The sequence below is a fragment of the Achromobacter sp. genome (assembly GCF_057314935.1).
In genome coordinates, this window is the sequence record NZ_DBHKZA010000005.1 from 29,699 (window position 1) to 53,843 (window position 24,145).

The following is a 24,145-nucleotide window of genomic DNA, read 5'->3' on the forward strand; positions in this document are numbered from 1 at the left end:
AGGTAATACTGGATCCGAACGGAATCCAGCATGGGTAGGACCGTATGCTAGACAGGTTGCAACCGCGTTTGTATTAAGGTTAACCCTAGGTTAACCACTTGAGATCACGCGGCTTTCTCAGTCCTTCAGGGCCGAGCAGCCCAGCATCTGCACCGAACCCGAGCCGGTCGGGGTCTGTCCGCGCATGGCCGAGGCCATCGCGCCAGCCAGGCTGACCACGGCGCGCTGCTGGGCGGCGATCAACGCGGGCACCCCGGCCTCAGAGACGTTTTCCGTGACTACGCTGCGGCAAATCAGCCCCGTGCCCTGCGTATTGACCGGCCGTACGCGCCAGGTGGCGTCCAACTGCGCCATGCTGCCGGAGACAAGCTCAAAGCGCTGCACGTCCGTCTGCACCCGCCAGACTGCGGCGCCGGGCCCGGGCTTGACCATCTGCACATCCAGCGCGCCCAGCTCCCGCTTCAACGCATCGGACAGCGCGCCGCGCAGTTCGTCGCCCAGGGGCGAACTCCAGCGCTCGGAATACAACGCCGACACGCTGCCGTCGCCGGTGCGCACCATCAGCTGCGGTTGATCTGCCTGTGTCGACAGGCTGACGGGCTGGACCTCGATCAAGAACGCCGCCGGCGCGGCCGCCGCAGGCGCCGGGGCCGCCGGCCCTTGCAGCGTGTAGTAATGCACCGGTGGCGACGAGCCGCAGCCCGCCAGGGCGGCGCCCGCAACCAGCAAGGACAGGACGGTACGCATCGGGGAAATAGTCATGTTCTTCAGTTCCTGACAGGGCCTGCGCCGGGAATCGGATCGTTGCCGCGGCCACGCAGCAAGGCTTCGGGGTTCGATTGCAGGAAGTCGGCCAGCGCGCGCAGCGAACGCGCCGCGCGGCCCAGTTCTTGCATCGCCTTTTCAGTGTTGACCGGCAGGGACGCGTCCGAGGCCAGCATCGCATTGATGTTCGCCATGGATTCCTTGGCCTGCTTCAGCATGCTCTGCGCTTCCGGCGCCACCTGCTTGTCCAGGCGGTTCATCAGCTTGGACGTGCTGGCCAGCGTCGTCCGCAAGTCTTCGCCGATCTTGTCGAACGGAATCTTCTCGATCTTGGCGACGATATTGCTGACCTGCTGCTGCAACTGATCCAGATTGCCGGGGATCGTCGGGATGATCGCCGGATCGGACGGCTTGAAATCCACCGGCTTGGCATTCGGGAAATCATCCAGCACCACGTACAGCTGGCCCGTCAGCAGGTTGGACGTACGCAACTGTGCGCGCAGGCCGTGCTTGATCATCACGCCCAGCAGGCGGTTGCCGGCCACGTCGCCGTCCTTCACTGCCCGGTCGCGCACTTCTTCGTACACGCGGCCCAGGCGTTCCGGATACAGCGTCGCGTCCACCAGCGAATAGAAGCGCTTGGAGACCGGATCGAAGTCCAGGTTGATCTGCGTGACGTTGCCCAGCGTGATGCCGCTGAAATCGATCGGCGCGCCCACTGCCAGGCCGCGGATCGACTGATCAAAGCGCATGCGGATCGGGAAGGCCTCGCCGTCCGGGTTGGCCTTGGCGGCCGACTCGGTGGGATACAGGTCGAAATGCGCATCGGCAGGCGCGGGCGAGGCGCCGTCACGCGCGCTCTGGACCGGCTCGAACGCCACGCCACCCACGGCCATCGACACCAGCGACTGCGTGCGCACCTTCAGGCCATCCGCGTTCACGCTGAAATCCACGCCGCTGGCATTCCAGAATCGCGTGCCGTTGGTCACGAACTTGTCGTTCGGCGCATCCACGAACACTTCGACGTTCACGGCGGCGCCCGTCTTGTCCAGCGCATAGCCGATCACGCGGCCCACGTTGATGCGGCGGAAGTAGACCGGCGAGCCGATATCCAGCGACCCGAGGTCGGACGCCTTGAGCATGAAGCGCTTGCCGGCGCGGTCATGCGTGACCGCCGGCGGGATCTCCAGCCCTTCGAAACTGAACTTGGTGGCCTTGCTGCTGGATCCGTTCTTGCCTTCGACCGCATCCACGCCGATGTAGGCGCCCGACAACAACGTGCCCAGGCCCGACACCCCGCTGACGTCCAGGCGCGGCCGGACTACCCAGAAATTGGTGCCTTCGCGCGCCAGGTCCGCCACTTCCTTGGCCAGTTCGGCCTGCACGACCACCTTGCTGCGGTCGCTGTTGAAGCCGATGGACTTCACCGTGCCGATGTTCACGTCCTTGTAGCGCAGCTGCGTCTTGCCCACTTCCAGCCCGTCGGCCGTATTAAATGAAATGGAGATGTCCGGGCCGGCCTGCATCCACGTGCGCACGACCAGCGATATGCCCATCAGCGCCGCCACGATCGGCACCAGCCAGATCCAAGAAATCCGGCTCTTTTGCTTGCGCGAGATGGTCGGCGATTGGTACTTCTTTTCGTCACCGGATCCAGGAGCTTGGTCGGACATCAAATTTCCTTTTTTCTTCTTCAGCGGGGAACCACGGGTGCCGCTAGCCCACTTCTTTACTTGTTACAGGCGCCACTTGAGACTGCCCAGGCTGCGGCGCTTGCGCCGGACGGGCCCGGCCCTCGACCTCCGGCACATCGATCTCGCTTTCGCCTGCCAGATCCCAGCTGCGGCGCAGATCGAAGCTCATGGCCGCCAGCATGGTCAGGATCACCACCACGCCAAAGGCGGCCGCGCCCGCGCCGGCGCTGATTTCCATCAGTCCCTGAAAATCAGCCAGCGCCGCCAGCAATATAACGACAAAAACGTCCAGCATCGACCATTGGCCGATGAACTCGACCATTTGATACAAGCGGGTGCGGGGACGCAGATTGGTCGTGCTGCGCCATTGCTCGGTCAGCAACAGCAGGATCAGCGCCAGCAGCTTGGTCAGCGGCACGGCCACGCTGGCGATGAAGACGATCAGCGCGATGTCCCAGGACCCCATCTGCCAGAGCTCGACCACGCCGCCCAGGATGGTGTGGGCGCTGTCGCCCAGCACGGAACTGACCTGCATGACCGGCAGCACGTTGGCCGGAATGTAGAAGACCACCGCCGCCAGCAGCAGCGCCCAGGTGCGGGCCAGGTGGTCCGGCTTGCGGTAATGCACGACGGCTTCGCAGCGCACGCAATGGTGTTCTTCTTCCGGGTCCGCGTCGCGCGGCAGGGCCTGCACCTGTCCGCATACGTGGCAGCCAGCCAGCACCGTGTCGGGGCCGCTTTCGGGGATGTGCACGGGCGCCACGCCCGTGGATTCCGCGAAACGCCACAGGACATGCGGCGACAGGCGCCCCAGCATCGTCAGGAAAATGGTCAGCACGCCGAAGGCGCCCAGCCCGATGCCGGGCGACACCGCGGCCATGCCGGCCAGCTTCACCACTGCCACCAGCACGCCCAACAGGAACACGGGCACCATGCACCAGGGCCGCAGCACGCCCAGCAGACGCATTGCGCCACGGAATCCCGCGGGCTCGCGCCCTTGCGACAAGGGGCCCAGCACCCAGAGCAGCACCGTCAGTTGCAGGAGCGGCAGCGCAAAACCGGCCAGGCCGGTCATGATGGCGACCACCCAATGGCCTTGGCGCCAGGTGATGGAAATGGCGTCCAGCAACGACGCCTGCTGCACCATGCCCTGAACGGACATGGAAGCGACCGGGTAGGCGTTGGCCACCCCGAAGATGATCAGGGCAGAGATGGCGAGAGCCAGCCAATTGGACAAAGTAAGCCCGCTGTAGCGCCAGAGTATGGCTCCGCAGCGGGCGCAATTGGCGGTCTCGCCAGGTTCAAGCTGATGTCGGCGATAAACGCTTGCGCAATGTTCGCACTCGATCAGCGGCTGGCGGTCCGCGGTCATCAATCGATCAGTTCGACTTCCTGCTTGTCCGGCGCATCCGACGAAGGCGGCTTGCCGCTGTCGTCGAAGTCCAGCGTCACCTTGCCCGCATCGTCCAGGTCGACCGTGACCGAACCCCCGTCGACCAGCTTGCCGAACAGCAGTTCGTCGGCCAGCGCGCGGCGGATGGTGTCCTGGATGAGACGTTGCATGGGACGTGCGCCCATGAGCGGATCGAACCCCTCCTTGGCAAGGTGTTCGCGCAGTTTCGTGGTGAACACGGCTTCCACGCGGCGCTCATGCAGCTGGTCTTCCAGTTGCATGAGGAACTTGTCCACCACGCGCAGGATGACCTCGCGGTCCAACGCGGCAAACGGAATGATCGCATCAAGGCGGTTGCGGAATTCCGGCGTGAACATGCGGCGAATTTCCGCCATTTCGTCGCCCAGCATCCGCGAATTGGCAAACCCGATCGACGGGCGGTTCAAGGTTTCGGCGCCCGCGTTCGTCGTCATGATCAGGATGACGTTGCGGAAGTCCGCCTTGCGGCCGTTGTTGTCGGTCAGCGTGCCGTGGTCCATGACCTGCAGCAGGATGTTGAACACATCCGGGTGCGCCTTTTCGATTTCATCCAGCAGCAGCACGCAATGCGGCTGCTTCGTGATGGCTTCGGTCAAGAGGCCGCCCTGGTCGAACCCGACGTATCCCGGCGGCGCACCGATCAGGCGCGACACCGCGTGGCGTTCCATGTATTCCGACATGTCGAAACGCAGCAGCTCGACACCCAGCGTGAACGCCAGTTGGCGGGCCACTTCGGTCTTGCCCACGCCCGTGGGACCCGACAGCAGGAAGGCGCCGATCGGCTTTTCCGGCTTGCCCAGGCCCGACCGCGCCATCTTGATGGCGGCGGCCAGCGCATCGATCGCGCCGTCCTGACCGAACACGACCGTCTTCAGGTCGCGGTCCAGCGTGGCCAGCTTGCTGCGGTCGTCGTTGGAGACGGACTGCGGCGGAATACGGGCGATCTTGGAGACGATGTTCTCGATGTCCACCTTGCCGATCACCTTCTTCTGGCGCGAGCGCGGCAGCAGGCGCTGAGCGGCGCCGGCCTCGTCGATCACGTCGATGGCCTTGTCGGGCAGATGACGGTCATTGATGAAGCGCGCGGACAGCTCCGCGGCGGCCGACAGGGCGGCAGCCGAATAGCGCACGCTGTGGTGCTCTTCGAAGCGGCTCTTCAGCCCGCGCAGGATCTGCACGGTCTGCTCGACGCTGGGTTCGGGCACGTCGATCTTCTGGAACCGGCGCGACAACGCGTGGTCCTTTTCGAACACGCCGCGATATTCCGTATACGTGGTGGCGCCAATGCACTTGAGCTGCCCGGAAGACAAGGCGGGCTTGAGCAGGTTGGAGGCGTCCAGCGTGCCGCCCGAGGCCGAACCGGCGCCGATCAGCGTATGGATTTCATCGATGAACAGGATCGCGTCGGGGTTGCCGCGGATCTGCTTGAGCACGCCTTTCAGACGCTGTTCGAAATCGCCGCGGTACTTGGTACCAGCCAGCAGCGCGCCCATGTCCAGCGAAAAGACCTGGGCGGCCTGCAGGATTTCCGGCACTTCGCCGCGCGTGATGCGCCAGGCCAGGCCTTCGGCGATGGCGGTCTTGCCCACGCCGGCCTCGCCGACCAGCAGCGGGTTGTTCTTGCGGCGGCGGCACAACACCTGGATCACGCGCTCGACTTCGTGCTCGCGTCCGATCAGGGGATCGATGCGGCCCGCCAGCGCGGCGGCGTTCAGGTCGGTGGCGTACTGGTCCAGCGGCGACTGACGCGATTCGCCCTGCTCTTCACCATTGGTCTGCTGCTCTTTCTGCACGGCGGCGGACTCCACCTGGGGCTGTTTGGTAATGCCATGCGACAGGAAATTGACCACATCCAGCCGTGTCACGCCCTGCTGTTGCAGGTAGTACACAGCATGGGAATCCTTTTCGCCGAAAATGGCCACCAGCACGTTCGCGCCGGTGACCGGCTTCTTGCCGGTGCCGCCTGCGGAAACATGCATGATCGCGCGCTGGATCACGCGCTGGAAGCCCAGCGTCGGCTGCGTGTCGACCTCGGCGCCGCTGGGGATCACGGGCGTGTTCTCCGAGACGAACTGGCGCAGGTTGCGGCGCAAGTCGTCCAGGTTCGCCGCGCAAGCGCGAAGGACCTCGACTGCCGAAGCGTTATCGAGCAGTGCCAACAGCAGGTGCTCGACGGTAATAAATTCGTGCCGGGCCGAACGGGCCTCGACGAAAGCCATATGCAGGCTGACTTCAAGCTCTTGAGAAATCACGCTTCCTCCGTATTGCATCGAAGCGGTCAAATACACGATTCATATTCTATGCCGATCATGGCGTAACGCCAGCGATTTCAAAAACCACGCTGTCGTGACGGCCTTGTGTGTCCATGACGGTAAGCGTATACCGGCCGTCTTGCGCCAGCACCAATTTAAACGGATGACTCGACGCGCCGTGGCTGACCACGCGCCCATCAAGCATCCACCATACTTCGCCTTCAGCGCCCTGCACATCCACATCCAGCGCCACCTGCCGGCTTCCAGGCACGGGCCGCAGCACCGAACCCCTGGCCACGCCACCCAGGCGCAACGGCCCTTGCGTGGCGTCGGCGTAGCCGGCAAAAGACGGCGGCGCCGTGTCATTCAGCAGCCAGGCCGCGCGTTGTTCGGGGCATTCCCCCGAGGGCACGCTGCCCAGCCTGTAACCCAAGGGCCAGCACGTGACCGCCGCCTGCACCGTTTCGGGCCGGCTACGCACCTGCTGCCCCCCTTCCGGCAACGCCTGCACAATATCCTGCAGTAGCGGTGCCGCCACATTCGCCCCGAAAAATCCGGGGTTCGGCGTGCCATCCGGCCGGCCGACCCAGACGCCAAGCGTCCATCTGTCGGTCACCCCGATCGCCCAGGCGTCCCGGAAACCGAAGCTGGTCCCGGTTTTCCAGGCCAGCCGCCGGGCCGGGCTGCCCGACTGGTAGAAAGGCCGGTCGGGATGCCCGCCGCCTTCGAGAATATCGCGGACGATCCAGGCGGCTCCAGCACTCATCATACGGGACTCGATCCGAGGCTGCTCCGCGCGCAAACGCGGCCGGCCGGCGATCCCGCCCCGGGCCAACGCCCGATAAGCGCCGACCAGTTCTTCCAATGTGGTGCCACCCCCGCCCAAAATCAAGCTCAAATTCGGTTCGGCGCCGGCAGGCAAACGTAACCGGACCCCGCCAGCCAGCATAACGGACGCGAAACTGACGGGCCCGACGCGATCCAGCAGGTCCACGGCAGGCACGTTCAGCGACCGCTGCAGCGCCTGCGAGACGCTGATCGGCCCCGAAAACGCCGCCTGGAAATTGCCCGGCGCGTAACCGCCGAACGACATGGGCGCGTCGATCAGCAGGCTTTCGGAATGGATCAGGCCTTCATCCAGCGCCTGCGCATACAAAAACGGCTTCAGAGTAGAACCCGGCGAACGCACGCCGCGCACCATATCCACATGCGCGTAACGGGTATCGTCGGAAAAATCGGCCGATCCGGCGTAGGCCTTGACCTCAAGCGTATCGTTGTCCATGACCAGCACCGCCATCGACACCTTCGGCGGCAGGCTGTCGACGCGGTCCAGCAACATGCGTTCCACCGCGGCCTGCATGTCGGCATCCAGCGTGGAGGCGACCAGCGGCGGGCGGTCCCCCGGCCGGCGCTTGGCCGACTTGCCGCCCGCTTCCTGCAAAAGCCGCTGGGCGGCCAGCGGCGCCAGCCAGCGTGCTCGCAAGGGCGGCGCGATCACGGTTTCGATCTTGGCGTCGGCCACTTCCGCCGGCGTCCACCGGCCCAGCTCGGCCATGCGGTCCAGCACCTTGTCGCGCGCCGTTTGCGCCGCCTCGGGATGGCGGTCGGGGCGCAGGCGCGACGGCGCCTGGGGCAAGGCGGTCAGCATGGCGGCTTCGGCGGGGCTCAGGTCGCGCGCAGGCTTGCCCAGCCACAGGCGCGACCCCATTTCCACCCCTTCCACAATGCCTCCCATCGGGGCGTGGGTCAGATACAAGGACAGGATCTCGTCCTTGCTGTAGTGCATTTCCAACTGCACGGCGCGCCAGGCTTGCCGCAGTTTCGCGGACATCGACCGCGACGGCTTGCCCGCCAACTGCGGATCGATCAGCCGCGCGACCTGCATGGTCAATGTCGACCCGCCCGACACGATGCGCCGGTTGGTGGCCCATTGCCAGCCCGCCCGCGCAAGGGCCACCGGATTCACCCCCGGGTGCCAGTAGAACCAGCGGTCCTCATAGGTCAGCAGGGTGTCCAGGTAGCTGGGCGATACCTGCTCCGGCTTGACCGGATAGCGCCAGATGCCGTCGCGGCTGGGATAGTTGCGCAGCGGCGTGCCGTCGGCGGCGACGACAACCGCCGCCCCGCCGGAGTCGATGGCAGGAAGCGGATACAGGCGGTCCAGCACGAATAACAACGCGGCCAGCGCAAACAACACGCTGGCCGCGATGATGCCGCGCCGCCGCCAGCGGCGGGCGCGCTGGGCGCCCGTCGCGGGGGTGGCGGCGGCGGTCAAGGACGCTTGGCGCCGCGATCGCGGATGTCGACCGTGCTCCACTGCTCACCCACGCCGCGGATTTCAGGACGGTACATGTCCTCGGCCACCGTCGACGGCACCGCAAAGCGGCCCGGCGTCACGACACGCACCAGATAGAACACGTCCACCTTGCCGCGGCCCAGGGACACGGCGGCCACGTAACGGTCGTCGCGGAACTCGCGATGCTTGATGTTGGAATCGGACATGGCTTCGGCCACGCGGCGCCCACCGATCGTCCATTCCTGCATCTCGGGGCTTTGCGACAGGTTCAGGTTTTCGACCTCGAAGCCCGCGGGCACGCGGTCCTCGATCAGGGCATCGGGGATGCTCTGGTTGGCCGATGCCTGCAGCCACACCACCAGCATGTCGCCGGTCTGCAGCGTGCCGCCGTCCCACGGCTTGCCGTCCGGACGGTACCAGCCGCGCTTCAACTGGATCACGTCATTGCGCGGCTTGGGCGCAACCGTCGGGCTGCCCTGGATGTCGTACTCGACAAACAGCGATTGCGAACCGGTGTTGACCAGCTGCGTATTGGCCAGGTCAGCGGCCGACAGCGCCACCGTCTGGTCGCTCTTGCCGCCATCCAGCGGCTTGCGCGCGCCGTTGACGGTCAGCGAGGCTTCCCACGGGGTGCCCTTGTCGCCGCCGATCGCACGCGCGGCCAGCAACAGCGACATCCGCTCCTGCGTCGACAGGTACGAGCGGTTGCCCAGGCGGGCCGTCAGCTGCGTCAGCAGGTTTTCCAGGCGGTCGTGCTTCAGGCCGTACTGGTTGGCCAGCGCATACGCCAGCGAGTAATCACGCACGCTGCTGCCGTAGTCGCCCAGCCATTCGTCGTAATAGGCGTTGTAGTTGCGGCGCGGGAACCCGTACTCGCGCGTCATGGCGGCGTCCAGCGCGGACTTCATACGCCCTTCGTCGCCCATCAGCTTGAATGCGGCAGCCAGCTGAATCAGCGGCAGCGGCGAACGCGCGCGTTCCTGGTAGTTGTCGAACAGTTGGCGGACCGTCGACAACGGCGCCTTCTTGTCGCGCGCCAATGCCAGCACCGCGGTCGCCAGGCCGGCGAAGCGGCGATGGTCTTCGCGCAGGATGTTGGCGTCGTTGCCGTCGATGCGGCCTGCCTCGACGTTGCGGCGCAGGTTCACGGACCAGGTGCCGAAGCTGTTCGACGTCTGCTGCACTTGCTCCAGCAGCCACTGGCGCGAACGGTCCAGCGTGGCTTCAGGCACTTCGAAGCCCTTGTCGCGCGCGTCTTGCAGGAAGCCCACGGCATAAGCCGTCAGCCAGACGTCGCGAGACGTCGAACCGCTCCACAGGTTGTAGGAACCCACGGCGTTGCGCATGCCCGACAGCCGGGCGATCGCGCCCGAGACCTGGGTGGCGCGCTCCGTCTGCGAGCGCGGCTTCAGGCCGAACTGCTTGGCGACGTCTTCGTCGATCAGCACCCACGGCAAGGCGCGGCTGATGGTCTGCTCGGTGCAACCGTACGGATAGGCGAGCAGGCCTTCGACCAGGCGGTTGACGTTGAACGGCGGACGGTTCGACACCGTCATGCTGATCAAGGCCGAATCCGGATAGTACGAAGACACCCACGACGCCTGCGGCGTATTCGACTCGCCCGGGTTCAGGCGCAGGCGGCGCACCTGGCGTTCGCCGGCATAGGCCGGCTGCACCTGCAACACGGATTCGCGCACGAGGTGCACCGGCTTGCCACCGCCCTGGCCGTCGACGGTCAGGCGCATCAGGCCCAGGCCGTACGAACCCGTGGTGGTCGCGTTAAAGCGCAGGGTCGTGCGTTGCTTGTCCTTCAGCGTCAACGTGCGCACGCCGTCCGGAATCGCCAGGGGGTCCAGCGCTTCCAGCTTGACGGTGATCTTCTGTTCGACGCCGCTCAGGTTAGTCACGTCCAGCGCAATCGCGGCCTGGTCGCCCGGCGTGATGAAACGCGGGGTGTTCAGTTCGGCCACGATCGGCGCCGCCACCACCATTTCGGTGTCGGTGCTGCCGTAGTTGTCGGCCGTGAAGGCCACGGCCATCAGACGCAACGTGCCGTTGAAGTCGGGCAGATCCAGCGCAATATCCGCTTCGCCCTGCGCGTTCAGCGTCACCGGGCCCGAGAACAGGTCGACCAGCTTGACCTTCTTCGGCAGGCTCTTGCTGTCGCCGCGCATGGCGGCGTCACCGCCCCACTTCAGCTTGCCCTTGGTGCCGTCCATCTTCTCGATCAGCTTGCCGTACATGTCCAGCAATTCAGGCGCGTAACGGTGCTTGCCGAAGAAGAAGTCCAGCGGGTCGGGCGTGGCGTATTGGTTGATGTTCAGGATCCCGACGTCCACGGCCGACAGGGTCACCGTGGCCTGCTTGCCCTGGGCGCCGTCCACTTTGACGCGCACGGTCGTCTTGTTTTCGGGCACGGCCTTGGGCGGCGCGGTCAGCTTGACGTCGAGCTTGCGGTCGGCGCTGGCGATCGGCAGGAACGCCAGGCCCAGCGCGCGCGCCGGGGTCACGCGGTCGCCTTCGCTTCCCGGGCGGAACACGGCAGCGGCCACGTACAGGTCGTGACGCTTCCAGTCCTTGCTGATCGGGATTTCGACTTGGGTGCCCGTCGCCTTCACGGCGACCCAGGTGGACCACAGCATGCGGTCGCCTTCGACCGTCACCAGGGCCTGGCCGTCATGCGGCGGGGTCAGCGTCACCTTGACGGTGTCGCCCGGCTTGGCCGGCACGCCTTCAAGCTTCATCTGGACGCGGTCCGGACGGTTGCCCATCGCATCGGCGTCCTGCGCATTCCAGCCTGCGTAGAAGCGGTAGCGCATCGTCTCGCCCGTTTCCGGGTCGGTCAGTTCCAGGCGATAACGGCCCCACTTGACCGGCACGGTCAACTGGGTACGGTCGTTCAGCGCGATCTCGCGCGAATCGATCAGTTCGTCGGTTTCGGTATAGCCGCTGTTCCAGCCGCGCTGGTCATCGAAACGCCAGTAGTACTGGCGCTCTTCGCGGAACAGGCGCATCTGGGCCTGAGCCAGCGGTTCGAGCTTGCCCTCGGCGTTTGCGCGGATCACTTCAAACGTGGCGGGCGCGCCTTCGCGGGCCACGTCACGGTCGAATTGCGGACGCACGCCGATCAGCTTGTCGGCGGGCCACACGCTGCGTTCGATGGAACGCACCACCGGACGGCCGCCGGATTCCAGCAGGCTGGCCGATACCCGCAGCTTCATCGGCGAATGCGTGCCGGCGGTGCTGGACGGGACTTCCAGCTGCGCATAGCCCTTGTCGTCCAGCGCTGCCTCGGGCAGCTCGCCGAACGAGCGGCGCGAATCGTCGGCCACGTCGCCGAAGATGAAGCCCGGCCATTGCTGGGCCAGCGCAAAGCGGTCGCGCTTGATCTGGAAGGTCGACAGCAGCCGATTCCCGGCGGCCGGCGCCCCATACAGGTAGTCGCCCTGCACGTCCACGGTCAGGTCGTCGCCGACCGACAGCACGTCCTGTTCAGAGGTCAGCGCCATCTTCATGCGCTCGGGCAGGAATTCCTCGACCTGGAACTTCCACGACGCGTCCGGCGCGCGCGAGGCGGGATCCACCCGCAGCTCAAGCAGCCACGAACCGGTCTGCGCATCCAGCGGCAGGTCGATCGAACGTTCGACGTAACCCACCAGATCCTTCTTGGGCTGCCACAAGGTGGTCTGCACCACGCGGCCGTCAGGGCGCTTGATCGTGGCGGTCAACGGCGCCGGGGTCAGCACGCGGCCGTCCAGGTCGCGCGGCAGCACCGAGACGTTGAACGTTTCGCCCGGGCGGTACAGATTGCGGCCCGCATAGACGAACAGGTTGTTCGGACGCGAGGTATGGCCGCCCGTGTCGAATTCCGACAGGTCCAACGCCGGCTCGGCCAGCGCCAGAACGGTCATTTCCTTGTCGCGCGACGCGCGGATGACGCGCGCATTGGTGAAGCTGCCTTCAAACCGGACATGGCCTTGCGCATCGGCGGCGGCCTTGGCCAGCGACTTGCCGGCGCCATCGACCAATTCGAACGTGGCGCCCGAAATGGCCTGGCCGGTCTTCAACGACACGGAATAGGCTTCGATGCGGTCGCTGTAGCGGCGCGCATGCAGGCCGATATCGCTGACGTAGAAGTAGGTGACCTGGTATTCGTAGCGGAAACGGCCGGGCTGGCTCATGACCGCGATATAGATGCCGGGCTCTTGCAGTTCCTTCACGCCTTCGACCGGCAGGAACGTCACATGGCGGCGGTTGGGCTTGTCGTCGGTCAGGAAACGGCCTTGGTAGACGCTGGTCGTCAGCGAATTCAAGCGGTCCAGGTCCCAGTTGCTGACCGAGCCCTTCAGGCTGCGGTTGTCCGAATAGCGCCAGCCGTCTTCTTCGTCGTAGCCGCCCTCTTCGTCATCGGACTCGGCGGCGGTGTTGCGGCCGATGCCCAGGACGGTTTCGAACAGTTCCGGCACACGGTCCGGGGCCACGCGCAGGAACTGCACGTCCACTTCGGACACGTTGACCGTCGCCACCGGCAGACCGCCGTTCTGGCCGGCCGGCAGCACGACGCCGCGGCTGGCGAAATAGAACGACGGCGGCATGGCCTGGGTGTCGACCTCGCAGTTCGACGTTTCGGCCAGCACGACTTTGTCGCCCACGCCGGGCAGGCCCGACCGCACCGTGATCGCGTACTTGCGCTGCGGCTGGATGTACGGGAAATACACCATGCGCGGGTTTTCGCCCACGACCCAGTTGCCCTTGACGATCTTGCCCTTGGGCGCGGAATCGCCCGGCTTGACCGAGGCGGGCTGGTCGTTCGGCGATGCGGCGGATTCGCTGTCCTGGTCTTCTTTGCCGGACGTGGAGCCGATGTCGGTCACCTGGAGGAAGCTATCCAGGTTGGCCTTGCCGTCCACCGGTTGCGTGAACGTGACGGAGAGCGACAGGGTGTCGTTGTATTGGCGCGGCTGGCAGGTCAGCGCCGCAAAGGGGTCGGCCGATCCGACCACCGCGCTGGCCGGCAGCGCCGGCTTGGCGTCGCCGGAACCCGTTGCCGGCGTATTCGCCGCCGGGGACGTTGCGGCGGGTACGGGGGACGGCGCGACCGCTTGGCGGTCCTTGCCCATCCACCAGCCCGCGCCGATGGCCCCTGCCAAAACAACAACGCCAGCTACCGCCAGCCATGTCTTGCTGATCTTTCCACTCACGGCAAACCCCTCCGCCTTACTCGAATTCAATGCTCCTTTGCGGCGGAGCTGCCGACCAACTTGTCCGCGTGCTTCCCGGTACGCGGATACTACTTTTCTGCAAATGACGGACAGCACAACGCCGCCATCGCTGGCGGCGCCTTCACTTGATTATTAGACCGGTTCCATCACGCATTGCAGCGGGTGCTGGCGCGCCCGCGCATACTGCCCCACTTGGGCAATGCGCGTCGCCGCGAGGTCGCGGGGATAGACCCCGCAAACCCCACGCCCTTCGTGATGCACTTGAAGCATGATCCGCGTCGCCTCTTCGTGGTTCTTATTGAAGAATTTTTGCAGGACTTTCACGACGAACTCCATCGGCGTGTAGTCGTCATTGAGCAACAGGACCTGGTACATCGGAGGCGGCGCGGCGCGTGCCGGTGCCTTCTCGACGGCCAAATCATGCTGGGTATCCAAGGTAGAACTCATAGGGCGGCTATTCTATTTAAACTGGGGACGCCTAACGTGTAACTTACGCAAAATTACACGCAGAAATACGTAGTTTCCATACTTGACGACACGAAGAAAAGCAGCGCATTATCAGCGCATTCTGGGGTTTTCAACTCATCGAAAATCTGCCAGGAAGCCGGAGGGGGGACAGGGGTCTTGACCGCGATGCCCTTCTGTCAACATACGATTCAATGAGGCAGTCCGCATGTCTGATACGACCGCAACCGCCGTCCAAGGGGACAATCCCAAATCGACGGGCACCGTCAAATGGTTCAACGATGCAAAGGGGTTTGGCTTCATTACGCCCGACGACGGCGGTGAAGATCTGTTCGCCCACTTTTCGTCCATCCAGATGAATGGTTTTAAAACCCTGAAAGAAGGCCAGAAAGTGGCCTTCGAAATTATCCAGGGGCCCAAAGGCAAACAGGCACTTAATATCACGGCTGCCTGAGTTACCCTTAAAGTGCAACGGTAAGGTTGCGCCATTAATTCAGGCGGGGCTTTCGAGCCCCGCCTTGTTATTTTCACTATTACTACGCCAGGCCATGCTGAAGAATGCTGTGTTGTTTCCCGTCAGTCGCACGTTGTTCAAGACAGCGTTCTTTAAATCAGCACCGGTAAGCGCGTTATCCGCCGCATTGACCGCCGCCGCGTTGACCCTGGGCGCCAGCGCCTTTGCCCAGACCGGCCCGCAGCCACCGCTGCCGACCACTCAGCTTTCGGCCGGTATCCATATTATCCGCGCAGAAGTCGCCAATTCGGACGCCACGCGCCGCGACGGGCTCATGTTCCGCAAGGAACTTCCCGGCAACGACGGCATGCTGTTCGTATTCGAGCAGCCCGACGTGCAGTGCTTCTGGATGCGCAACACGCTGCTGCCGCTCTCGATAGCCTTTATCGCCGACGACGGCACGATCGTCAACATCGACGACATGGCACCGCAGACCGAAGACCCGCACTGCGCGAAAAAGCCCGTCCGCTACGCCCTGGAAATGGCCCAAGGCTGGTTTGACCAGCACGGCATCAAGGCGGGGCGGAAAATCGACGGCCTGCCCTGAGCGGCTGGCCCCGGGGCGGCAAGACCCCTTTCCGGAAGCGACAAGGGAGCCCCGCGGGGCTCCCTTTTCATTCCCGCCACGCAAAAGCGGCGGGAAAAAACAACACTTCGCGCGTCAGACGCGCTCGATGATCAGCGCAATGCCCTGGCCCACGCCGATGCACATCGTGCACAGCGCGTAGCGGCCGCCGGTGCGGTGCAGCTGGTTGATCGCGGTCGTGGCCAGACGCGCGCCGCTGGCGCCCAGCGGATGGCCCAGGGCGATTGCGCCGCCGTTGGGGTTCACGCGCGGGTCATTGTCGGCAATGCCCAACTGGCGCAGCACGGCCAGGCCCTGGGCGGCGAAGGCTTCGTTCAGTTCGATCACGTCCATCTGGTCGAGCGTCAGGCCGGTCTGGGCCAGCACCTTCAGCGTAGCGGGCGCCGGGCCGATGCCCATGATGCGCGGCGCAACACCGGCGGTGGCCATGCCGACCACGCGGGCGCGCGGGGTCAGGCCGTGGCGGGCGGCGGCCTTTTCGTCGGCCAGCAGCAGCGCGGCGGCGCCGTCGTTCACGCCGGACGCGTTGCCGGCCGTGACCGTACCGCCTTCGCGGACCACGCCTTTCAGCTTGGCCAGCGATTCCAGGCTGGTTTCACGCGGGTGCTCGTCCTTGGCGACGATGATGGCATCGCCCTTTTTCTGGGCGATCGACACCGGCACGATCTCGGCGTCGAATACGCCTTCCTTTTGCGCGCGGGCCGTCTTCTGCTGGCTGGCCAGCGCGAACAAGTCCTGGTCTTCGCGGCTGATCTTGAAATCGTCGGCGACGTTCTCGGCGGTCTCGGGCATCGAATCCACGCCGTATTGGGCCTTCATCAGCTTGTTGATGAAGCGCCAGCCGATGGTCGTGTCAAAGATGGCGGCATTGCGCGAGAACGCGCTGTCGGCCTTGCCCATCACGAACGGGGCGCGGCTCATGCTTTCGACGCCGCCAGCCAGCATCAGGCCGGCTTCGCCTGCGCGGATGGCGCGGGCGGCGGTGCCGATGGCGTCCAGGCCCGAACCGCACAGGCGGTTGACGGTGGCGCCGGGCACTTCGATCGGCAGACCGGCAAGCAGGGTCGCCATGCGGGCGACGTTGCGGTTGTCTTCGCCGGCCTGGTTTGCGCAACCCATGATCGCGTCATCCAGCTCTTCCCAGCGCACGCCGGGGTTGCGCGCCACCAGCGCCTTGATGGCGACGGCAGCCAGATCGTCAGGGCGCACGGGCGCCAGCGCACCGCCGTAGCGGCCGAAGGGGGTGCGGATCGCATCACAAATAAAGGCATTCACGGTCATGAGAAGCTCGGAGTGAAGTGGGAAAAACGGGATCGCCCGATGTTAACGCAGCGCTTTTCGCGCCAAGTTGGTGCAAGGCGGTCGTGTCCGCCACACGGACAATGTCCAGTAGGTGTTCACCCTGATCGTGCGCCGCCCATGCACGGTTTGCGTGCACGGCGGTCACGGGGCGGCGGATTTGGCGCCTGTGGGGCCGGCTTCCGCTTCGGTTTTCGCCGCACGTCCGGCGTCCAGGATCGCCTGCCGGCGAAAGCGCCCCGCCGCCAAATGATAGAACGGTTGCGGGCAGAACTGCCTTGATACGCCGGAGGCCAGCAGCGACCCCACCAGCAGCCAGAACAACATGGGCTGGCTGCCGGTCATTTCCATGACCACCACACTTGCCGTCAACGGCGCCTGCGTGGCGGCAGCCAGGAAGGCGGCCATCGACACCAGCACCAGCACGCGCTGGTCCACCCCGTCGCCCGCCAGTTGCCAGATGTGCTGGCCGATTCCGGCGCCGGTCGTCAGCGCCGGCGTGAAGATGCCGCCGGGAATGCCCGCCCAGTACGAGGCCACGGTGGCCGCCAGCTTGGCCAGGCCGAAGCCGGCGGGCGCCGTGTCATGGCCGGACAACAGGTCCGCCGCCACGCCGTAGCCCGTGCCGTAGACCGAGCCGGCGGTGCACAGGCCGATCACGGCCAGGATCAGCCCCATGATGAACGCCGTCCAGATCGGATGCCTGCGGATCCATGCGCGCCACGCTGCCGGCGCGGAACCTGACGCGCCCTTGCCCAGCAAGCGCGCGAAGATTCCGCCCAGCGCGCCGTTGATCGTGCCGCAGACGATGATCCACATCACCATGCCGTGCGCCAGCGGCGCGCCGCCGAACACACCGAAGTACGGGTTGTTGCCTTGCACCGCCACCACCAGGAAGCCCGCAGCCAGCACCCCGATCAGCACCAGGCGCTGCCAGCGCAGCACGGTGCCCCGGCCCAGTTCTTCAATGGCGAAGATGACGCCGGCAAGCGGCGCGTTGAAAGCAGCGGCAAGCCCGCCCGCGGCGCCGGCGGCGATCAGTTCGTTGGAGTGGAAGCCGCGCAACTGCACGCCGCGCCGCTTCCAGAAGTCGCCCCAGGCCAGCATGAGCGCGGCGCCGACCTGCACCGACGGACCTTCGCGGCCGATCGATGCGCCAGCCAGCATGCCGAAGAAGGCCAGCGGGATCTTCCAAAGGGTTTGCGCCAGCGAGACCAGGCTGCTCTGGCTGGGGCCGGGCGGCAGGGATAGCGCGCCGATCACTTGGGGAATGCCGCTGCCCGAGGCGTTGGGCGCGAAGCGCAGGGTCAGCCAGCGCAAGCCGGCCAGGCTGAACGGCAACACCAGCAAGGCGAGCCAGCCGTTATGGCCGACCCATTCGCGGTTCCAGTCCAGCGCCTTGTCGGCCAGATAGGCAAAGGCCAGCGACATCAGGGCCACCAGACCCGCGCCGCCCAGCAACAAGAGCATCTGCAGGCTCTTGCGCGACAAACGATTGATCTGACGCACTTTGCGGCGCATCAGGCGGCGGGTGCCGGCGGACATCCGGCGAAACGAGTCAGTCAGGCTCATGGGCTGCTGGCAGGCGGCGAAAGGTGGCTAACCATACCATTCCCACCTGACCCGCAGCCGACAAGCCAACCCCGCGCCCGGCAGCCACACCAGCGCTGCCGGGCGTGGACGCCGCTTAGAACGTCGACCAGTCGTCGTCGGACGCGCGTGCCAGCGCCGGACGGGCCTGGCCCGCGCGCGCCACGGATGCCGCGGGCGTCTTCGCCGCGGCCGGCACGGCCTGCACCAGCCGCGCTTGCGCCTGGCGGGCCGAACTGCTGCCGGCATCCACCTTGAAGCGGCGCACTTCCTGCGCCAGGCGGGAGGCCTGCTCCTGCATGCTGGCGGCAGCCGCCGCGGCCTCTTCCACCAGCGCCGCGTTCTGCTGCGTCACGGTGTCCATCTGCGCCACGGCCTGGTTCACCTGACCGATGCCAGAGGACTGCTCTTCCGACGCGCTGGCGATCTCGCGCACCAGGACGGCGACCTGGCGCACGCTGTCCACCACTTCACGCATGGTGCGGCCAGCTTCGTCCACCTGACGCGTGCCGCCTTCGACGCGCGTGACGGATTCGTCGATCAAGGCCTTGATCTCCTTGGCCGCCACGGCCGAACGCTGGGCCAGCGTGCGCACTTCGCCTGCCACCACGGCAAAGCCGCGCCCCTGCTCGCCGGCGCGCGCCGCTTCCACGGCGGCATTGAGCGCCAGGATGTTGGTCTGGAACGCAATGCCGTCGATCACGCCCGTGATGTCGGCGATACGGCGCGAGCTGTCGGAAATGGCGCTCATGGTCTGCACCACCCCTTCGACCACTTCTCCCCCGCGCACCGCCACATTGGAAGCCTGGCTCACCAGGCGGTCCGCTTCACTGGCGTTGTTGGCGTTCTGCTGCACCGTGCTGGTCAGCTCTTCCATCGACGCGGCGGTCTCTTCCAGCGACGAGGCCTGCTCTTCCGTGCGCTGCGACAGGTCGGAGTTGCCTTGCGCGATCTGCGAGGAGGCCGACGCGATGCTTTCGCAGCCGTCGCGCACGTCGGCGACGATGCGCGCCAGGCTTTCGTTCATGGCCTTGAGCGCCCCCATCAGGTCGCCCGTTTCGTCGCGGGTCGCCACCTGGATGTCGGTCGTCAGATCGCCGGCGGCCACTTGGCGCGCCGCCTTGACGGCTTGCTCCAACGGACGCACGATGCCCCGCGTGACCAGCCAGCCCAACAGCATGCCGACGGCCACGCCGGCCACGGCCAACGCGATCATGACCGCGCGCACCGTGTCGTACAGGTCCGTGCCTTCCTGCACGGATTGCGCGGCGACCTTCTCCTTACTCACCGCCAGATCGGTCATCAGGTCATCCAGCTTCTGCGACGACACGATCACCCGCTTCTCGATTTCGGCCACGCGCGGATCCGTCTGGGTCAGCGACTGCGACTGGGCGGCGGCGAAGAACGCCGCCGACTCGCGCTTCCAGACCTGCTCGGTTTCCGCGAACTGGGCCAGCAGGCGCTTGCCCTCTTCCGCATGGAAATTGACGGCGGCCTTCTCGCGCAGCGCGTCCATGTTCTTGACGGCGTCGTCGAACTGCTTCTTCAACGCCTGGCGGTCCTGGTCGCTGGAGGCCGCCAGATAGCCATTGCGGGCGCGTCCCGCGTAAATCAGGTTGATATTGGCTTCCTTCATGTCCGAGATGCCGCGCAGCTCGGTGTCGTAAAGCCGGTCATTCAATTCATTGATGCGTGACAGTCCCCACACGCCAAATGCCCCGATTGCGCCGCCGATCACGGCGACAAGCAAAAACGCGCCCGACAGGCGCGCCCCAATGCGCAAGCCCGAAAATAACCGCAACATGCTTCCCTTCCCTGTAGATACCCCGGTTTATGGCGGGCAAGCCGCGGTCTTCGGCGCCGTGGTTCAGCCGCAGACTGGTGGCAACAATAGCGGCACGGGTTTCTAGGGATAACCCTAAAGAAAAGGATGTTTTCTCGTCATTTCCCCACAATGAATTCGACAATCGACAGGGTTTCGAAAGCTGAATTTTTTCTGAACGAAAAAGAAAAACCCCTCGGCGATGCGAGGGGTTTCTTCACGCGCCGCGGCGCAGGCGCCGCGGAATCTGGCGACCTTGCCTATCAGGCAAAGTTCTTGGCGGCGAACTCCCAGTTCACCAGCGCCCAGAAGTTTTCCAGGTACTTGGGACGCGCGTTGCGGTAGTCGATGTAGTACGCGTGTTCCCAGACATCACAGGTGAGCAGCGGCTTGTCGGCCGTGGTCAGCGGGGTGGCTGCGTTGCTGGTGTTGACGATGTCGACCGAACCGTCAGCTTTCTTGACCAGCCAGGTCCAGCCCGAACCGAAGTTGCCGGCTGCCGACTTGTTGAACGCTTCCTTGAAAGCGTCGAAGCTGCCCCACTTGGCGTTGATGGCGTCAGCCAGCTTGCCCGAGGGTGCGCCGCCGGCCTTGGGGGCCAGGCTGTTCCAGTAGAACGTGTGGTTCCAGATCTGAGCGGCGTTGTTGAAAATGCCACCCGAGGATTTCTTCACGATGTCTTCCAGCGACAGCGTTTCGAATTCCGTACCCGGGATCAGGTTGTTCAGGTTCGTGACGTACGTCTGGTGATGCTTACCGTAGTGGAACTCCAGCGTTTCCTTGGAGATGTGCGGAGCCAGCGCGTCCAGTTCGTAAGGCAGGGGGGGAAGAGTATGTGCCATGTGTTGGTTCCTTCTGTTGAGTGCACGATCAAGCCGTTCAATTGTATCGGCAACTAATGAGGATACCTTGTTAAACCCGTGCTTGCGCGGGGTTAACGGACACATGTGCTTATGACTTTTCCGCGACCGTTTTTGTAAACGCTACTCTTTCTCGTATCGCAGTTCGCGGCCTTCGCTCGACTCGACCAGCGCGCCGTCTTTATGCCGCGTCAGCGTCTTGTGCAGCGGCGTGCCGGCAGCGGCCTCAGGCGCCGCGACATCCACGCGGATCGCGCGCGCACCGGCATCGATCTTGCTGACGTCAACCTCATGCCAGCGCGCTCCCGAAGGCAGCGGCACGAACACGGCCAAAGCCTTCAAGGCGCCCGGCGCGATCGGCGCACTGACGCCGTCCGCGCCTTCCGATTGCCTGGGTTCGCCGCCATAGTCCCCGTCCGTCGACGACATCGCCACGCCCAATTTCACGGGGCGGTCATGGAAGTACACGCGCACCGTCAACTGGCCGGCCTCGGCCGCCCGCGTATCGGCGCGCACGCCGGCAATGGCCGAATACGGCTGGATGGGCGGCGTGTCCAGGAACACCTGTTTGCCGTCGCTTCGCCATGCGCCATGCGCCATGACATCAACCGCGCCGTAGCTCAACAGGTAATCGAAGCTGCCATCCGCGGACAACAGGAGTTCGCTGCCGACTTCGCGCAAGCCGCGCAGATAGTAATGCCCCGGCAGTCCTGACGCATCCGCGGATTTGCTGCCTGCCTTGGCGGCAGACCGTTTGGACTTCGCCGGCGATGCGCACGTCGTGGCCAGCGCAACGCCTGCCGCTTGCAGGACGCGCTTGAATTCCGGCGAGGACTGGCACATCAGCGTGCTCTGGAACGATTGGCCCGCAGGCGCCAAGGCCGTATCGAAACGCGCGCGATAACGCGCCAGCAAGGACAGCATGGCGGGTTGACCCGTTTCCAGCGCGACCCAGGCCGGGCTACGGCCGGCAGCGTCGGGCGCATCGGGGCTTGCGCCGGCGGCCATCAGCGCATCGGCCAGATCCGCGCGGCCGCGCGCCATCGCCAGGTTCAGCGCCGTGTCGCCGGTGCCAGACGGCGCATCCAGATCGGCGCCCGAGGCCCGCAGTTGCGTCAGGACCTGAACCGCCGTCTCCCGTCGCGCCACGACCCAATGCCGGCTTTGCAGCAGCAACGACAGCACCCGTTGCGGCAACGGCCCGGCATCTTGCGCGCAGCGCTCTTCCTGGCCGGTAAAGCCTGCGGCCTGCAGTTGCGCGAAATACCCCGGCTTGTCGATCAGGTTGAATTCACCACCCTCCGGCAAGCACGCATGCGCCAGCGCTTGGCCGTTGCCTTGGCTGACGCGCCGCACCAGCGCCATGTCGCCCGAGGCCACGGCCGCATTCAGCAACGCGTAGGGCGCGGGCGCTTGCGGCAGTCGCGGATCGTCCAGCTTCGCCCCCGCGCGCAACAGGCGATCCAGCATCGCCGTGTCTTGCCGGCCGATCAACCAGTACAACGCGCTTTCGCCATTGGGCAACACGGCGGCCGGGTCCGCCCCCTTGGCGAGCAAGGCGTCGACGACCGCAGCCTGGCCAGTCGTCGCCGCAATCAACAGGGGCGGCGTGGCGGCGCGATCGTCCACACGATCGCCGTCGCGGGTAGATGGATCGACGGGAAGCGGCGACGGCGGGTTCACGGGCACGCCGGCATCGATCAGCATCAACGCGAGCGCCGAGTCGCGGTTTTCCAGTGCCTGCCGGATCGCGCCAGCCCCCAACGTCTTCACGTCAAAGCCCGCATCGATGAACAACCGCAGCATCGCGGCGCCTTGCGGGCCGGGGTCGCGCAACAGCCGCGCGATCGGCGAACGCTGGGGATCGCGCAGTGCCGCACGCAAGGTGTCGGCCGGCATGGCGGCGAGCAGCTCGCGCAGGATCGCCGCATCGCCCGCCTGCACCGCGGCCTCGAGCGCGGATTGCCGGTCATAACCATCGCGCACCACACCCGGATTGGCGCCGGCTGCCAACAGGCGCGTGACGGCCTGCACTTGGCGCGCCCGCACCGCGTCGGCCAAAGGCGTGTCGCCGTAGGGCTCGGCCGCATCGCCTTCGACCGGCGCACCCAGCGCAAGCAGTCGTTGCAGCGTATCGATATCGCCCTTGGCGGCCGCAAGATTCATGATGGGCCGCGCGCCAGCTTCGACTTTCGCGAATATCAGGTTGCCGCCGCCAGTCTGCGGACCGCGCTGCGAAAAGGGCATACCGGCCCGCAACAACTGCGCAGCGATGGCGGGATGCCCGCTTTCGACGGCAGCCTGCGCGGCGTCCAGCCACACATCGCGTTCCCCGCTTTCCCCATAGCCGGTGGCCGGCATCGTACGAGGCCCCAATTCCATCAGCACCGGCACGGCGTCCGCGTTGCCCAGGTAGGCGGCCAGCGCCAACACCGTCAAACCGTCTTCAACCGCCGGCTTGCTGCCCGTGGCGGCCAGCGCGCGCAAGGGCTCGGCGCCTTCGGTCATTTCGACCATCGGTTCCCAAGCCATGAAATCCGCGGCAGGCCGCAGCCGGCCTTGTTCGTCGGTAAACAGGCGGCGCACGGACGCATCGACCGGTTCGTCGAAATCCGTGAACGGCCGGCTCGCCCCAGCCTTGAACAACGCCAGCACCATGCGCGTCATGTCCTGTCGGTCGACCAGGCGCGGCAGATAGGTCATGCGCACCGCGAATTCGAAATCGCGGTTCAGCAGGAACTCCAGAGGCTTGCGGTTTTCATCGCCGCGCTGATCCGGTTTGGCGCCCGCCGCCAGCAGCATGTCCATGATGTCCGGCGTGCCGTACAAGATTGCCAGATGCAGGGGCGGCCGGCGCGATTGGTAGGTCACGTCATCCAGTGCGGGCGCGGTGGCCAGCAGCGCGGCCAACATGCGGGTGCGGGCCGGCAGCACGGTCCGATAGGCCTCGCGGATCCGGGTCGCATCCTCGGGCGTCATGCTCCAGTAGACGTCTTTGGCCCGCAGCGCGCGCGGCGGCGTCAGCAGCGCATGCAGCAAGGGCACGCCATCGGCTGCGTAATTGCCAGGGTGGTCAACCTGCCGCAACGCGGCCGCGAAAGCGGCCTCGTCGCTGCGGCTGACGGCGTCGAACAGGGCTTTGGTCTGCGGCGTATCGGCCGGCTTGTATTCGCGGTAGGGCGAATCGCAATCGCAGGCGCGTTGCTGCGCTTGCGGCGCGGCGGGGCTCGCTTGCGCCATGGCCGCCTGTCCCAGCGATATCGCCGCTCCGGCCAGCACGCTGGCCATCCAACCCAAGCCATTGTTATGCAACATCGCCCTGCCCTTGTTCGCGTCGCGAGCGCTGCG

Annotated in this window: 14 protein-coding genes; 2 read left to right on the plus strand and 12 right to left on the minus strand. The window is 65.6% G+C overall.

From position 1 onward, the window contains the following. Positions 1-117 precede the first annotated feature (117 nt). The 7 genes from ACO6D5_RS02975 to clpS form a co-directional block, all read right to left on the minus strand. The gene (locus tag ACO6D5_RS02975) at positions 118-762 is read right to left on the minus strand and encodes a PqiC family protein (protein WP_485824548.1); all 645 of its coding nucleotides are present in this window, start codon (positions 760-762) and stop codon (positions 118-120) included. 5 nt (positions 763-767) lie between these two features. Beyond that, entirely contained in the window at positions 768-2,438 is a 1,671-nt protein-coding gene (locus ACO6D5_RS02980; RefSeq protein ID WP_315844983.1) for a PqiB family protein, read from the minus strand. Positions 2,439-2,481: 43 nt separating this feature from the next. Then, a complete protein-coding gene (locus ACO6D5_RS02985; protein WP_315844982.1) occupies positions 2,482-3,831 on the minus strand; it encodes a paraquat-inducible protein A in 1,350 nt (449 codons plus the stop codon). Beyond that, the gene (gene clpA / locus ACO6D5_RS02990; RefSeq protein WP_006227890.1) at positions 3,831-6,143 is read right to left on the minus strand and encodes an ATP-dependent Clp protease ATP-binding subunit ClpA; all 2,313 of its coding nucleotides are present in this window, start codon (positions 6,141-6,143) and stop codon (positions 3,831-3,833) included. Before clpA ends, ACO6D5_RS02985 begins: the two co-directional genes overlap by 1 nt. Positions 6,144-6,198: 55 nt before the next feature. Continuing rightward, complete coding sequence (gene pbpC / locus ACO6D5_RS02995) at positions 6,199-8,418, minus strand: penicillin-binding protein 1C (RefSeq protein WP_485824549.1); 2,220 nt, start codon at positions 8,416-8,418, stop codon at positions 6,199-6,201. After that, positions 8,415-13,640 (minus strand): alpha-2-macroglobulin family protein, encoded by a 5,226-nt coding sequence (locus ACO6D5_RS03000; RefSeq protein ID WP_485824550.1) that lies wholly within the window; start codon positions 13,638-13,640, stop codon positions 8,415-8,417. Before ACO6D5_RS03000 ends, pbpC begins: the two co-directional genes overlap by 4 nt. Positions 13,641-13,793: 153 nt before the next feature. Beyond that, positions 13,794-14,108, minus strand: coding sequence for an ATP-dependent Clp protease adapter ClpS (gene clpS, locus ACO6D5_RS03005; RefSeq protein ID WP_006220276.1), 315 nt, complete (start codon positions 14,106-14,108; stop codon positions 13,794-13,796). A gap of 226 nt (positions 14,109-14,334) precedes the next feature. Between clpS and ACO6D5_RS03010 the strand changes: the two genes are divergently transcribed. Further along, a complete protein-coding gene (locus tag ACO6D5_RS03010) occupies positions 14,335-14,580 on the plus strand; it encodes a cold-shock protein (RefSeq protein WP_006220277.1) in 246 nt (81 codons plus the stop codon). Between the two features lie 94 nt (positions 14,581-14,674). Further along, on the plus strand, positions 14,675-15,187 hold the full coding sequence (locus tag ACO6D5_RS03015) for a DUF192 domain-containing protein (RefSeq protein ID WP_485824551.1): 513 nt from the start codon (positions 14,675-14,677) through the stop codon (positions 15,185-15,187). A gap of 114 nt (positions 15,188-15,301) precedes the next feature. Here the strand turns inward: ACO6D5_RS03015 and pcaF are convergent, their stop codons facing one another. The 5 genes from pcaF to ACO6D5_RS03040 all read right to left on the minus strand — a co-directional run bounded on the left by pcaF (position 15,302) and on the right by ACO6D5_RS03040 (position 24,112). Continuing rightward, the gene (gene pcaF / locus ACO6D5_RS03020) at positions 15,302-16,507 is read right to left on the minus strand and encodes a 3-oxoadipyl-CoA thiolase (RefSeq protein ID WP_088590008.1); all 1,206 of its coding nucleotides are present in this window, start codon (positions 16,505-16,507) and stop codon (positions 15,302-15,304) included. Between the two features lie 162 nt (positions 16,508-16,669). After that, the gene (locus ACO6D5_RS03025) at positions 16,670-18,097 is read right to left on the minus strand and encodes a chloride channel protein (protein WP_485824552.1); all 1,428 of its coding nucleotides are present in this window, start codon (positions 18,095-18,097) and stop codon (positions 16,670-16,672) included. Between the two features lie 115 nt (positions 18,098-18,212). After that, the gene (locus ACO6D5_RS03030) at positions 18,213-19,919 is read right to left on the minus strand and encodes a methyl-accepting chemotaxis protein (protein ID WP_485824553.1); all 1,707 of its coding nucleotides are present in this window, start codon (positions 19,917-19,919) and stop codon (positions 18,213-18,215) included. Positions 19,920-20,200: 281 nt separating this feature from the next. Further along, positions 20,201-20,779, minus strand: coding sequence for a superoxide dismutase [Fe] (sodB, locus tag ACO6D5_RS03035; protein WP_006227881.1), 579 nt, complete (start codon positions 20,777-20,779; stop codon positions 20,201-20,203). Between the two features lie 141 nt (positions 20,780-20,920). Next, entirely contained in the window at positions 20,921-24,112 is a 3,192-nt protein-coding gene (locus ACO6D5_RS03040; protein WP_485824554.1) for an ankyrin repeat domain-containing protein, read from the minus strand. Positions 24,113-24,145 lie beyond the last annotated feature (33 nt).

Bases quoted from the DNA above. Each gene is read 5' to 3' on its own strand.
- pcaF (WP_088590008.1), bottom strand. From the start codon at position 16,507: ATGACCGTGAATGCCTTTATTTGTGATGCGATCCGCACCCCCTTCGGC.
- ACO6D5_RS03025 (WP_485824552.1), bottom strand. From the start codon at position 18,097: ATGAGCCTGACTGACTCGTTTCGCCGGATGTCCGCCGGCACCCGCCGC.
- ACO6D5_RS03030 (WP_485824553.1), bottom strand. From the start codon at position 19,919: ATGTTGCGGTTATTTTCGGGCTTGCGCATTGGGGCGCGCCTGTCGGGC.
- ACO6D5_RS02980 (WP_315844983.1), bottom strand. From the start codon at position 2,438: ATGTCCGACCAAGCTCCTGGATCCGGTGACGAAAAGAAGTACCAATCG.
- ACO6D5_RS03010 (WP_006220277.1), top strand. From the start codon at position 14,335: ATGTCTGATACGACCGCAACCGCCGTCCAAGGGGACAATCCCAAATCG.
- clpS (WP_006220276.1), bottom strand. From the start codon at position 14,108: ATGAGTTCTACCTTGGATACCCAGCATGATTTGGCCGTCGAGAAGGCA.
- ACO6D5_RS02975 (WP_485824548.1), bottom strand. From the start codon at position 762: ATGACTATTTCCCCGATGCGTACCGTCCTGTCCTTGCTGGTTGCGGGC.
- ACO6D5_RS03015 (WP_485824551.1), top strand. From the start codon at position 14,675: ATGCTGAAGAATGCTGTGTTGTTTCCCGTCAGTCGCACGTTGTTCAAG.
- sodB (WP_006227881.1), bottom strand. From the start codon at position 20,779: ATGGCACATACTCTTCCCCCCCTGCCTTACGAACTGGACGCGCTGGCT.
- ACO6D5_RS02985 (WP_315844982.1), bottom strand. From the start codon at position 3,831: ATGACCGCGGACCGCCAGCCGCTGATCGAGTGCGAACATTGCGCAAGC.
- ACO6D5_RS03040 (WP_485824554.1), bottom strand. From the start codon at position 24,112: ATGTTGCATAACAATGGCTTGGGTTGGATGGCCAGCGTGCTGGCCGGA.